This window comes from Asanoa hainanensis (assembly GCF_900188485.1).
GTDB lineage: Bacteria > Actinomycetota > Actinomycetes > Mycobacteriales > Micromonosporaceae > Asanoa > Asanoa hainanensis.
In genome coordinates this window covers 66435-78883 of the sequence record NZ_FZPH01000022.1, presented here as the reverse complement: position 1 = coordinate 78883, position 12449 = coordinate 66435, and the positions used below count along the sequence as shown (strand labels likewise).

The 12449-nt window shown below is 69.5% G+C and carries 10 protein-coding genes, 1 tRNA gene and 1 riboswitch; of the genes, 6 read left to right on the top strand and 5 right to left on the bottom strand.

Annotated elements, in window-relative coordinates; translation table 11 throughout:
• Positions 1–305 precede the first annotated feature (305 nt).
• Positions 306–2561, top strand: coding sequence for an EAL domain-containing protein (locus CHC05_RS35960; RefSeq protein ID WP_179266522.1), 2256 nt, complete (start codon positions 306–308; stop codon positions 2559–2561).
• 137 nt (positions 2562–2698) lie between these two features.
• On the opposite strand, the gene CHC05_RS35955 is transcribed toward CHC05_RS35960, so the two are convergent.
• Positions 2699–3178, bottom strand: coding sequence for a CPCC family cysteine-rich protein (locus CHC05_RS35955; RefSeq protein ID WP_245871392.1), 480 nt, complete (start codon positions 3176–3178; stop codon positions 2699–2701).
• Between the two features lie 18 nt (positions 3179–3196).
• On the opposite strand from CHC05_RS35955, the gene CHC05_RS35950 reads away from it, so the two are divergent.
• Complete coding sequence (locus CHC05_RS35950; RefSeq protein WP_089255099.1) at positions 3197–4261, top strand: hypothetical protein; 1065 nt, start codon at positions 3197–3199, stop codon at positions 4259–4261.
• Positions 4262–4284: 23 nt separating this feature from the next.
• Here the strand turns inward: CHC05_RS35950 and ahcY are convergent, their stop codons facing one another.
• From ahcY to CHC05_RS35935, 3 genes are all read right to left on the bottom strand, one after another.
• Positions 4285–5748 carry an adenosylhomocysteinase gene (ahcY, locus tag CHC05_RS35945; RefSeq protein ID WP_089255098.1) on the bottom strand — a complete coding sequence of 488 codons (1464 nt, stop codon included), beginning with the start codon at positions 5746–5748 and terminating at the stop codon, positions 4285–4287.
• 13 nt (positions 5749–5761) lie between these two features.
• Positions 5762–5841: riboswitch (S-adenosyl-L-homocysteine riboswitch) on the bottom strand.
• Positions 5842–5861: 20 nt separating this feature from the next.
• Positions 5862–6521 (bottom strand): response regulator, encoded by a 660-nt coding sequence (locus CHC05_RS35940; RefSeq protein WP_089255097.1) that lies wholly within the window; start codon positions 6519–6521, stop codon positions 5862–5864.
• Positions 6522–6914: 393 nt separating this feature from the next.
• Positions 6915–8060: a sensor histidine kinase gene (locus CHC05_RS35935; RefSeq protein ID WP_144022922.1), complete on the bottom strand. Its 1146-nt coding sequence runs from the start codon at positions 8058–8060 to the stop codon at positions 6915–6917.
• Positions 8061–8409: 349 nt separating this feature from the next.
• Here CHC05_RS35935 and CHC05_RS35930 point away from each other — a divergent pair, with 349 nt between their 5' ends.
• The 3 genes from CHC05_RS35930 (at position 8410) to CHC05_RS35920 (ending at position 10448) form a co-directional block, all read left to right on the top strand.
• Positions 8410–9132 (top strand): hypothetical protein, encoded by a 723-nt coding sequence (locus tag CHC05_RS35930; RefSeq protein ID WP_089255095.1) that lies wholly within the window; start codon positions 8410–8412, stop codon positions 9130–9132.
• Positions 9133–9334: 202 nt separating this feature from the next.
• Positions 9335–9407 (top strand) — tRNA-Arg (locus CHC05_RS35925).
• 171 nt (positions 9408–9578) lie between these two features.
• The gene (locus CHC05_RS35920; RefSeq protein ID WP_179266521.1) at positions 9579–10448 is read left to right on the top strand and encodes an alpha/beta fold hydrolase; all 870 of its coding nucleotides are present in this window, start codon (positions 9579–9581) and stop codon (positions 10446–10448) included.
• 127 nt (positions 10449–10575) lie between these two features.
• On the opposite strand, the gene CHC05_RS35915 is transcribed toward CHC05_RS35920, so the two are convergent.
• Positions 10576–11454 carry a LysR family transcriptional regulator gene (locus tag CHC05_RS35915; protein ID WP_179266520.1) on the bottom strand — a complete coding sequence of 293 codons (879 nt, stop codon included), beginning with the start codon at positions 11452–11454 and terminating at the stop codon, positions 10576–10578.
• A gap of 71 nt (positions 11455–11525) precedes the next feature.
• Here CHC05_RS35915 and CHC05_RS35910 point away from each other — a divergent pair, with 71 nt between their 5' ends.
• Positions 11526–12404: a DMT family transporter gene (locus CHC05_RS35910; protein ID WP_089255092.1), complete on the top strand. Its 879-nt coding sequence runs from the start codon at positions 11526–11528 to the stop codon at positions 12402–12404.
• Positions 12405–12449: the final 45 nt, after the last annotated feature.

The window sequence follows — 12449 nt, the reverse complement described above, 5'->3', positions numbered from 1 at the left end:
ATAGCCGTCTCTTCCCTGGCCAGGCAGGTTGTCAGCAGTTGCGCAGCCGGCCATCTCGGGCTAAGTGGACCAAGTGCGTTTTTAGGTCAGATGGGGCACGGGGAAACGCGCAAAACCCGTGTAACGGACCGTCGACCGGTAGCTCCGCCACCTGGCACATTGCCAAGTGCCGTTATGGCCGGCCCGCGCCGAGTTGAATTCGTGTCGACGCCTACTGCACCATGGCCTCTGGCCATTGAAAACCGTGGCCGGTGCGGAGAGCAACCATTTAGCAGCGGCGCGTAACGAAATGAATGGTGGTGCCCGTGGGCGGTCGACGCGTGGCGTTAATTGTCGGCGTGAACGATTGTGGCTCGGCGGCGGCGCTGCCGAGCCTGCGTTACGCCGAGAGTGACGCGCGTGCCGTCCACAAAGCACTGACCGACCCCGTCGCGGGCGGGTTCGCCGCCGCTGACGCGTTCCTCCTTACCGGGGCGGAGGCCGACGGCCGGAGCATCCGCGACCAGCTACGGGCCCTCACCGAAGAGTCGACGAGCTCCGACACGCTATTCGTCTATTTCGCCGGCCATGCGTTGACCGCCAACTGGAACGGAATAGCCGACGATTATCTGGTTACGCCGGAGTTGGGCCGGGTCGCGTTGAACGAGCGCCCGGACGACGGCCTGCGAATGGCGTTCCTGCGCGGCGAGGTCCTCGACACGTTCAAAGGCATCGCATTTCTCGTTGTCGACTGGCGGCATGCCGGGTCGTACATCGGTGGTGGTGCCGAGAAGTTCGAAATGATGCGCGTCGGCGGGCGGCATTCGAAACAGCACAACGTGTTGCTGGCCGCGCCCCACGAGGGCGGGGCTCGGGAGTCGGAAACCCTCGGCCACGGACTGCTGACCAAGCACCTGCTGGACGCCCTCGCCGGAAAGGCGGCCAACAGCGAAGGGCTCGTGACCTTCGGCGGCCTGGCGGACTACGTGGCGGGGCTGCGCCTCGAACCCCAGCCGGACCTGTTCGTGCAGTCGCGAGGCACCACGGCGGTCTTGACCCGGCCGGGACGGGGCGCATCCGACGGCGCCGTCGTCGACCCGCTGCCGGCCAACGTCCGGATCGTCGACCTGGCGAACCCGCTGGAAAGGTCGGCCGCGGCGATCGTCGAACTGCTGGGTCGGGTATTCCCTCGCCACGGTGCATTCGGCCGGCCACCGACGTCGTCCACCACAGAGGCGTTCGGCGCGACCAGCGAAGGCCCGCAGCCCGCGCGCAAGCAGGAAAAGATCGAGCTGATGCGGGTCGCGACGGAGGCCGACGCCGCGGCATTGCTCGAATACACGAGCTCCGGGTTCGTGACGATCTCCGAGACGCGACATTTCCGCGAGGACGACCTGCATTACCTGATGCGTGGTACGGCGCAGTACTCGTCGTTCCCACTGCGCAGTCACGTCCTCGATGGCACGTCCGCCGGCCGGGTGCTGTGCGTACCGCTGCGCCACGGTCTCGCGACCTCGCTCGTCCTGGTGGTGGTCAACCCGGCGCAGGCGCTGCTGGACATCGGCGAGCCACTGGCGAAGATCCTCGAGGCGATCTGGGCGACCGATCTGAGCGGCCCGGTCGAAGAGGGCGAGATCGCGGTGCTCACCGCCCTGCGGGAGAGCTTCGGCCGACTACCCCCGCGGCTCTACAGCCGCTGCTTCGAGCTGTACCGCCAGGTGGTCGGATCGTTCTCGATGGTCTTCCAGCCGATTGTCGCCATCGACGAACGGCAGCAGTACGTCGATATCCACAGCTACGAGGCCCTCGCCCGGTTGAACGCCGCCGACCCGCGGGCCCCACGTGAGCTGATCCGCCTCGCCCACGTCTGGGGCGACCAGTTCGTCGTGGCACGCGACGAGGCCATCCTGCGCAAGGCCATCCAGTCGTACGCGGAGGCCCACCGGCGGTGCTACGGCGACAACGCGGGCGCGCCACGTCCGGTGTCCATCAACGTAGCCGTGCGCTCCCTGCTCAGCGACTCCTACGTCGACGAGATCGAACGGACGATCAGGGCCGCCGGACTGCGCCCGAGCGCGGTCACCTTGGAGATCTCCGAGCAGGACCCGATCGAACCGCGCGCGTACGAAATCTGGGGCGACGACAAGCTGGGCTACTTCCACGAACGCCTCGTGGCGATCGCGGACCGCCTGGACGTCCGGTTCGCGGTCGACGACTTCGGCGTGGAACATTCGTCGGTCTCCCGGATGGCTGAGCTACCGCTCACCCAGATCAAGGTCGACCGCGCGCTGCTGCGCCACCCGCTGGCGTACCAGGAACTCGAACTGGTGGCGAAGGTCGCCCGGCACCCGGTCAAGATCGGCCAATCCCCGGCCCGCCGCAGCGTGGTCGTGGAGGGCGTCGAGGACGACTCACCGATCAGCCTGGAGCAGATCTACGGGCTGGGCATCCGGCACGTCCAGGGCTTCATCACGGGTGAGCGGCCGTCCTCGACCATCAAGAGAGAGATCGACCGCGAGATGCGCGAACGCCTGGCGTCCTTGGTACGCGGCAACCGCGCGCCGCTGCGCAGGAGCGCGTGACGCGCGGAGGTCCTGCGGGCTCAGCCCGCGGTCCGCGCAAGGCCGAGAACCATTGCCGTGACCTGTGCTTCGGCCCGGCCGCGCTGGGCGGCGCGCACGGCCCGCGCCGCGGGCCGCTCGAACGTGGCGAAACAGTCCTAGCTGGACCGGCGGCGCCTGCACTCCCAGCGGGCTTGTCGTTCGGAATAGGCACGCCGCGCGTCCGCCAGGCTGACTGGCCGCTCCGCATACGCGCGCCGCGCATCCGTCAGGCTCCGCGAGCCGTTCGGACCGCCCCGAACCGTTTCGGCGTCTTCATCGTCTTGCCCGTCGTCCTCCCAGCCACAGGCGAAGCAGATCTCGAAGTGGCCTCGCCCGTCGAGCGTCGGGTATCGGCAGCAGGGGCACGCGTGCGGTCCGCCGCCGGCTTCAATCACCACAGAACGTGCGTTCAACGCCTCCACGTACTGCTCAAACCATCTAGTTCGCCTGGCCAGTTCCTCCGCGGATGGCCCTTCTCGTTCATCGGCGCCCTCGCCCATCCCCCGCCCTTCGTCTCCTTGCTCAGTCAACCAGTTCGACACACCGAGCCTCCCGCCGGAGCTGACCCGCTCTGGCGCCTCTTCGTTGGCGAGCACAGCCCCTAAGATCAGCCGATGCGGTGGAACCGGGGAAGATCCGTAGCTGAGCTGTGCACCGACCTGGCCGAGGCGATCGACCGGCAGGACGAGGGCGCGGCGCAGCGGGCGTTCAAGGACATCGTGGGCCAGGTGGAACGGGCCGACGCCGCTGCGCTTACCGAGGCGCTGGTCGCATTGCGGCCGGCGCTCGCTGAGGTGCCGCTGGGCAATGGCGCGCCGCTGGCCGCGCTGGCCGGCGGGCTGGTAGAGGCCGGCGGCGACCCCGCCTCGGCGCTCGACGTGCTGGCTTTGCGGGTGGCGGCGGGGCTTGAGCAGGCTTCGCGGTTCCCCGCGCTCGCCGGCACCGAGGTGGATCCGCCGACCGACGGGGAGTCCGCACGGGCGATCGTCGAGCGGGTCGCCGAAGCGGGCGGCCTGGACCTCGACGAGGCGTCCCAGATAACCCAGGCGTGGTTCACGGTCAACGAATGGATCCCGGCGCTGCTGCTGCCACTGCAGCAGAAGGCGGGCCGGGCGGCGTTGCCGCACCGGCAGCGGCTCATCGAGGCCGCATCCGTCGCCCCGGACGAAATCGCCGACGCGCACTGGCTGCTCGGCTTGTTGCTGGTGCTCGACGACGAGCCGCTCGTCGTGGTGCATCGCCCGTCCGAGGCCGTTTTCCTGGTGACGATGAGCGGCGTCGGTGACAACTTCCAGCTGCACACGCTGCTCGCCGACGCGCTGGTCGGCGGTGGGCACCTGCCCGGCGAGCCGCCGCAGCCGTCCTGGGTCGCGGCGGCGAGCGACGGGCCGCTGCAGCCACCGCGGCCGATCCACGGTCAGTTCAACCTGGTCGACGCCGGCGGCAAATGGATCTGGAACGAGGGTCGCCCGGTCGACATCGAACCGGTCGCCGGCCGGCGGATCATCGTGCTAGATCCGCCGCCGTACGACCGGTCCTGGAATGTCGGTCGGGTCTATCCCTTGATGCGGCCGGAGGTCCGGCTCGACGCCGTACTGCCGCCCGATCAGGCCGCGGCCTGGCTGCGGTTGATCAGCCCGGCGAAGTCCCCGACGGGCGACCGCCCAGGTCCAATGTGAACCCGGGCGGTCGCTGACACGCGTCAGTAGCGGTAGTGCTCCGGCTTGTACGGGCCTTCGACGTGCAGGCCGAGGTACTCCGCCTGCTTCTTGCTCAGCTCCGTCAGCCGCACGCCGAGCGAGTCGAGGTGCAGTCGGGCCACCTTCTCGTCGAGGTGCTTGGGCAGCGTGAACACGGTGTTGCCGTACTGGCCCTGCCACAGCTCGAGCTGCGCCATCACCTGGTTGGCGAACGAGCACGACATCACGAAGCTCGGGTGCCCGGTCGCGTTGCCCAGGTTCATCAGCCGGCCCTCGGAGAGCACCAGGATGGCGTGCCCGTCCGGGAAGCGCCACTCGTGCACCTGCGGCTTGACCTCGATCTTCTCGATGCCGGGCACGCGAGCCAGGCCGGCCATGTCGATCTCGTTGTCGAAGTGGCCGACGTTGGCGACGATCGCGTTGTGCTTCATCCGCGACATGTGGTCCGCGGTGATGATGTCGACGCCGCCGCTCGTGGTGATGAAGATGTCGGCCTGGCCGACCACGTCGTCGAGGTGTACGACCTGGAGGCCGTCCATCGCCGCCTGGAGCGCGCAGATGGGGTCGATCTCGGTGACCACCACGCGGGCACCCTGGCCGCGCAGCGCCTCGGCCGAGCCCTTGCCGACGTCGCCGTAGCCGCAGACCACGGCCAGCTTGCCGCCGAGCATCACGTCGGTGGCCCGGTTGAGGCCGTCCGTCAGCGAGTGGCGGATGCCGTACTTGTTGTCGAACTTGGACTTGGTGACCGAGTCGTTGACGTTGATCGCCGGGAACAGCAGCGTGCCCTCGCGGGCGAGCTCGTAGAGCCGGGTCACACCGGTCGTGGTCTCCTCGGAGACGCCGCGCATGCCGGCCGCGATCCGGGTGAAGCGCTGGGCGTCCTCGCCGAGGCTGGACCGCAGCGTCTCGAGGATGAGCCGGTACTCCTCGTGGTCGTCCTCTGTGGCCGCCGGCACCTGCCCGGCCGCCTCGAACTCGACGCCCTTGTGCACCAGCAGGGTGGCGTCGCCGCCATCGTCGACGATCAGGTTCGGGCCCTGGCCGTCACCGAAGTCGAAGAGGCGCATGGTGCACCACCAGTACTCCTCCAGCGTCTCGCCCTTCCAGGCGAACACGGGGGTGCCGGTCGGCGCCTCGGTCGTGCCCTGACCGACCACCACCGCGGCGGCGGCTTCGTCCTGTGTGGAGAAGATGTTGCAGGAGACCCAGCGGACGTCGGCGCCGAGCGCGACGAGCGTCTCGATGAGCACGGCCGTCTGCACGGTCATGTGCAGCGAGCCGGCGATCCGGGCGCCGCGGAGGGGCTGCTGGGCGGCGAACTCGCGGCGCAGCGCCATCAGGCCGGGCATCTCGTGCTCGGCGAGCCGGATCTGGTGCCGGCCGGCGGTGGCGAGGTCGAGATCGCGTACCGCGAACTCGATGCCGTTGATGTTCTGGACGTGCGCAGTCTTTCCAGTGCTCAAGTGGCACCTCCTGTGACAGGAGGCGCCCTTGGGAATCAATGGGCTGGTCGAGCGTGGCGGACCTCGTTGTCCGTCGCAGCGCCTCTCGACCGGCGCTGTCCACCATAACGCCTTCAGCGCGACGGTGACACAAGCCCCATTTCAAAGGCCATGATCACCAGGTGTACGCGGTCGCGTGCGTCGAGTTTCGTGAACAGCCGGGCGACGTGGGTCTTGGCCGTGGCGACACTGATCACCAGGCGCTCGGCGATCTCGGTGTTGGAGAGCCCCTGGCCGACGAGGGTGAGCACCTCGCGCTCCCGCTCGGTGATGGCCGCGAGCGCTTTCGGCGTCTCTCTCGTGCGCTCGGGCCGGCCGGCGAACTCGGCGATGAGGCGGCGGGTGACGCTCGGGGCGATCAGACCGTCGCCGGCCGCGACGACCCGGACGGCGTCCAGGATGTCGTCGAGCGCCATGTCCTTGACCAGAAACCCGCCGGCGCCGGCCCGCAGGGCGCCGTAGACGTTCTCGTCGTCGTCGAACGTGGTCAACATGATCACGTGCGTCTGTGAGCCGCCCTCGACGATCTCGCGGGTGGCGGTGATGCCGTCCATGACCGGCATACGGATGTCCATCACCACGACATCGGGTACGAGGTCGCGGGCGAGCTCAACCGCTTCAGTTCCGGTGCCGGCCTCGCCGACGACCTCCAGGTCCGGGGTGTCGGAGATCAGCACCCGGAGACCGGCGCGAACGAGCGGCTGGTCGTCGGCGAGCAGCACACGGACGGTCATGCTGGGACCTCCTGGTCGAGGTCGGGTGCGCCTGCGATGCGGGCCTGGAGGCCGGCGCAGACGAGCGGTCGGTCGTCGGCGAGGCGCCCGGCTGTTGCTGTGGTGGCTGAATGCCTCGGGGGAGCTGATGGGGCGGTCGTGGTCGAGCGGCGGCCTGCCTTTCCGGCCTGCCGACGGGCGATGGCGACGCCTGCACGGCTCGCCTGGCCCTGGTCGCGACCGGGGGTTGCCGGGCTCGCGTCCGGACCCGGCGCCCGGCGCCGGATCCTCGTTCTGTTGGATTGAGGGCCGGCAGTGCGCCTGACGTCCGTTTTCGCAGCGTCGCTGATCATGCCTGGTCCGCCGGCAGCGGGAGGGTCGCGCGGCGTGCGTCCGCTGTCGGGGCGTCGCTGGTCATGCCTGATCCGCTGGTAGCGGGAGGGTCGCGCTGACTTCGAAGCCGCCCTCTTCGCGGGGCCCGGCGGTCAGGTGGCCGCCGAGGAGAGTGGCGCGTTCGCGCATGCCGGGGATGCCGTAGCCGGTGCCGCTGTCGATGCCGCCACGGCCGGCATCGCTAACGACGATGGTGAGTTCGGGTAGTGCGTATCCGATGATGATCGTGCAGTTCTCGGTTTGGGCATGGCGGACGATGTTGGTGAGCGCTTCCTGGATGATCCGGTAGGCGGCGAGGTCGACGTCCGGTGGCAGCACGCGTGGCTCGCCGTCGATGCGCACGCGGGCGCGGACGCCGGCGGCTTCCGTCGTGGTGACGAGGCTGTCGAGCTCGGCCAGCCCGGCGGTCGCGGTGGTGGCGGGCTCGGCGTCGCTGCGGCGCAGGGCGACCAGCGTGCGGCGCAGCCCGGCCAGCGTCTCCCGGCTGGCAGTCTCGATCGTGTCCAGCGCCTTGCGCGCCTCGTCGGGCTGCGTGTCGATCACCCGGCGCCCGACGCCGGCCTGGATCGCGATCACGCCGATGCTGTGCGCGACCTGGTCGTGCAGGTCGCGGGCGATCCGCAGCCGCTCGGTGGTGACGGCGTCGGAGGCGGCGCGGGTGAGCAGTGCGGCCCGGTAGTCACGGCGCTGGCGCAACGCCGTGCCGCCCAGCCAGGCGACCAGGACGCCGAGCAGCAGGGCGACGAGGACATTGACGTACTCGTTGCCGTTGCTCGCGTAGATCGTGGCCGCGGCGCCCTCCGCCAGGATGGCCGTGCCGACGGCGCCGGCGGTGGCGATGCGTGATCGGGTCGCGGCAACGTAGGCGACCGCCACGTCGAGGACGATCGCCTGCCCGAAGCCGACCAACCCCGAGATGTTCAGCGGGGCGAGGCCGACGACGCCGACCAGCAGGCCGACGAAGCCGACCAGGGGCCAGCGGGGCAGCAGGATTCCGGGGAGGGCGAGCACGAGGATCGGCAGCATCGTGGCGGGACCGTTGACCTCGTCCCCGGTGCCGACCGCGACGGTGAGTGCCAGTGCGACGGGATAGGCGGCGAGGGCGACCCATGGCATGACGGCCGACGGGACGCGGGCGGCAACGGGGCGGGGGACGGTGGCTTCCATGCTGCCGATGCTAGATATCCGCAGGTGGGAGCGCGTCGGCCCGTGGGCGTACGACCCTGGGCTGACGCCGAGTTGATGGCCGGCATGGTGAGTCGCGATTCATTCACGACAGCCGAGGGCATCGATATTGCGCAGCTCCGTAGCCGCGTCGTAGCTTGGTTGAGTCGAGACGGCGATCCGCCTCGCATCTCGCACCAATGACTCGCCGCATCTTTGCCGGAGCCCATGTACGGCCACAAGCGCCCAGGGCTGATTCTCGCGCGGCACCTCGAGCCCTCACTCGGCCTTGTAAGGCCTGCTGGATCGCTCGTCTCGCGTCCCCGGTTCACCCTGCGCGAGAGGATCACCCATGTCAGAGTTCAACCCCTTGCCTCCTGAACGGCCGCTGCGACACGGTGAAGCCTGGAGCTGGACGGACTACGAGCAGCTCTTGCAAGGCGTGTTCGACGGCCTGTCGGTGCGAGAGCTCGCCGCCAAGTTGCGACGCACGCCAGGAGCCGTGCGCGCGCAGCTCGGTCAACTTGTGCCCGATGAGGCGAAGGCGTGGCGCACCGCTGAACGCATCGACTGGCTGCGACGGTGTCTGGCGGAGAATCCCGAGTACGACTGGCAGGCCGTCCTGAACTCGCATCTGACCGACCCATTTCGGCTGTGGAGTGGAACGGAGGAGTGCCTCCTTCGAGACGGCTGGGAAAATCGGACCGCCCTGCCGGATCTCGTCGCCACGCTCCAGATTTCCGAGCCGACGATCGTCCACCACTTGATCAAAATCGGCCTTGCGGCGCACGTTGGCGAGGTTGTCGATCGACTCGGCGCCACCGCGGGAGGCAGCGTCGAGGCACGTGCCCGCCTGCTGCGCGCCGAACTGTCGGAGGCGATCTACGTTGTGATCGTCGAGGGGTCTCGGCGGCCAATCGCCAGCCTTCACCACAGCGCGGAAGGGGCCGAGAAGGCCATGCGCGAAACCATCGGTAACCCCACGGTTACCGAACCACGGCGGTGGGTCATGCGGCGCACCCTCGACGGACGGTCCGCAGGCCAAATCTGGAGCAGCCCGTCACGCCGTCATTAGGTGCGGCCGGCTGGCAACCTTGGCGCCGACCGCCGCGCTCTGTTGCCGCTGTCACGGTCCGGCTGCCCCCCCACTGCGGGCGCCAAGGGTGCTGCGCCCGCAGTCCAACCAGCATAGGAACCGCCCGCCGACGTACCCGAACGCGTCGGCCGCAGCCCTGGCACTTGCGGATACGCCCAAGTCGGTACGATAGCGGCCGCAGGCCCTCGTAGCTCAGGGGATAGAGCATCGGTTTCCTAAACCGTGTGTCGCAGGTTCGAATCCTGCCGGGGGCACAAGCTTCCGCGCGCGTTTCAGCGAGCGGGAGCTTGTGCTGATTCCTTTCCGTGGCCCGAGCCCACCCCACGCCGTGGGTCTTTCGCCCTGGACCCGCGCCTGCGCTATGGGCTTTCGCGGGCGGGATATCCGCGCTGGCGAGTCAGGGCGACCGGGGTCACGATGTATGCGTGACACCGGGCGTGATCACTCTTGCGGACGGGCGGCCGCTCTGCTGGCGTGAGTTCGGAGATCCTGCCGGATTCCCGGTTCTCTACACGGCCGGGACGCCGGTGTCGGGTCTCGGTGGAGCCTGTTACGACGAGGCCGCGCGGGGGGCCGGGCTGCGGTGGATCTCGCCGGACAAGCCCGGCTACGGCGCGTCTGGTTACCAGCGGGGGCGCAGCCTGGCCGGTTGGAGTGATGACCTGCTCGCGTTGGTCGGTCGTCTTGGGCTTGGCCGGTTCGCGCTGGTGGGTGAGTCCGGCGGCGCCCCGTTCACGTTGGCTGCCGCGTATCAGCTGGCCGACCGGGTCGATGTTGTCGGTCTCATCGCGGCGGGTGGGCCGATGCGGCCGGCCGAGCTCGTCGGCATGACGGCGAGTGCGCGGGTCATGAACTGGTTCGCCAGGAATGCGCCTGTGCTCAACACGTTCCGCCTAGCGGCGCTGCGCCGGGAGTTGGTCAACCCGCGGAACCGGCAGCGTGCCCTCGACGATGCGATGGCCGCCGCGCCGGATGCCGGGCACGCGGCTGCCATGCGCATCGAGTACGAAGCCGTCGCTGACGCGTTGCGGCAGGGTGCCCGCGCCGCGGTGCAAGAGCTCGCCCTGATCAAGCGCGAATGGACGTTTCCGCTCCGTGCGGTCGCCACGCCGGTGCATCTGTGGCACGGCGCTCGCGACCGTAATGCGCCAATCGCCTTCGCTCGTCGGCTGGCCCGCGAACTACCGAACGCCACCCTGCACGTCAGCGACTCATCGGGGCACGATGTCGGCGTTGACCGCGGCGTCGAGATCGTGTCCGTGCTTGCCTCGTACGTCAAAGGCTCTCGCTCTTGACGGCGTGCCGTGCGGTGGGCGTTCGATGGCGGTGTTCGGTCTCGAGCAGGTCGAGCCCGGCGGTGCTGACTGCGGCCGCTGCGGCGAACCAGGCGCCGACCCTCGGCGAGAGCGTGACCTGGGCGAATCAGGACGCGGCCGTGGTCAGGGCGGCGATCAACGCGCCCAGGGCCGGCGCGGAGGACGCGGTCTCGCGGGTCGCCGCGTAGATCGTTCTGGTTGGCGACGGGCGGCGGACCTGGCGCACCACGACGCCCGGGTGACGGGCGCCCAGACCGAGCCCCGGAATCAGGCTCACGCCCAGCCCGGCAGCCACGAAGCCCTGCGCCGTCGCGTAGTCCTCCGACTTCGCCACGAAGTTGGGGCTGAAGCCTGCCGCTCCGCAGGCGTCGATGATCGGCTCCAGGCACGGGCCCGGTGGCTCGCTGCCCACCCACGCCTCGTCGGCGAGCGACGCCAGGTCGATCACCCGGTGCGCGGCGAGTCGGTGGCCGGTCGGCAGCACCACCCGGTATGCGTCGGAGAGCAGCGGCGTCAGGCGAATGCCGGGAGGCGTCGGGTCGTTCGGGCGGCGTACCACGATGGTCAGGTCCGCGTCCCCGAACGAGAGGTCGTCCGGGGCGCTCAGCTTCGGGTCGACCGCCACCCCCGGGTGCGAGGCACTGAACCGGGCCAGCGCCGGCGCCAGCAGCGTCGGCCCGATCGAGGCGAAATACCGGACCGTCAATCGGCCGGTACGGCCGGCGCGTAGGTCTGCCAGCGCCGTCGAGGCCGCTGCCAGTTGCGCGGCGATGATGGCCGCATGCTCGGTCAGCAGGTGGCCGGCCGCCGTGGGTCGGACGCCTCGGCCGAACCGTTCAAGCAGCGGCACGCCGGCCTCCTTCTCCAGCGCCGCCACCTGCTGGCTGACCGCTGAAGCGGTAAAGCCGAGGTGGGCCGCCGCCGCGGTCACCGAGCCACTGGTGACCACCGCCCGCAGGACCTGCATGCGTCGTACATCGAGCATGTAGCAGAACTTAACGGAGATGCAGAACTTTTCGCTTGTCCTTCCAAGTCAACCCCGGCAGCGTGACGGAAGTGGTCAGGACATGGGCGCGGGTCGGCGCGTTGGCGTTGCTGTGGGGCTCGACCTTTCTCTGGATCGAGCTCGCGCTCCGGGCGCTCACCCCGGTGCAGGTCACCCTCAGCCGCTGCGTCCTCGGCTCGGCCACGCTGCTGGTCGCCTGCTTCGTCTCCGGCAACCGCCTGCCCCGTGGCCGCGCCGTCTGGGGCCACATCGTCGTCGCCGCGTTCTTCTGCAACGCGCTGCCCTTCGCGTTGTTCAGCCTGGGCCAGCAGACGATCGACTCGGGCGTCGCCGGCGTCCTGAACGCGACGACACCACTATGGACACTGCTGATCGGGCGAGAGCGCGGCGCCACACGTCTGGCCGGGCTCGTCGTCGGGTTCGTGGGCGTCCTGCTCATATTCGCGCCGTGGCAGACGACCGGATCGGTCGGCTGGGGCGCGTTGGCCATCGTCGCCGCGGCGGTGAGCTACGCGATCGGCTTCGCCTACATGGGTCGCAAGCTGGTCGGCCGGGGCATTCCCACCATCTCGCTGTCCGCGGCACAACTCGTCGCGGCGACCGGCCTCACCGCGCTGACGCTCCCCGCCGGTGGCCTGGCCGCGATCGAAGTCGGCCCGGCAACCCTGGCCGGCGTCCTGGTGCTCGGCGTGGTCGCCACCGGGATCACCTTCCACCTGACCTACCGCATCATCGCCGCCGAGGGCGCCGCCAACGCCGCGACGGTCGGCTACCTGCTTCCGGTGGTCTCGGTCCTGCTCGGCGTCATCGTGCTCGACGAGCCGTTCAGCGCCCGCGTCGCCGCCGGCATGGTGGTCGTCCTCGTGGGCGTCGCCCTGACCAGGACCCAAAACCTGTTGCGCCACGGTACGGCCGTCGCCGAAAGTTGACCCATGACGTTCTGACGAAGACACCCAGCGCCCCGACGAACCCCT

Coding starts and splice junctions, on each gene's coding strand:
- CHC05_RS35915 (WP_179266520.1), bottom strand. CDS start 11,454: ATGCTCGATGTACGACGCATGCAGGTCCTGCGGGCGGTGGTCACCAGT.
- CHC05_RS35950 (WP_089255099.1), top strand. CDS start 3,197: ATGCGGTGGAACCGGGGAAGATCCGTAGCTGAGCTGTGCACCGACCTG.
- CHC05_RS35930 (WP_089255095.1), top strand. CDS start 8,410: ATGTCAGAGTTCAACCCCTTGCCTCCTGAACGGCCGCTGCGACACGGT.
- CHC05_RS35935 (WP_144022922.1), bottom strand. CDS start 8,060: ATGGAAGCCACCGTCCCCCGCCCCGTTGCCGCCCGCGTCCCGTCGGCC.
- CHC05_RS35940 (WP_089255097.1), bottom strand. CDS start 6,521: ATGACCGTCCGTGTGCTGCTCGCCGACGACCAGCCGCTCGTTCGCGCC.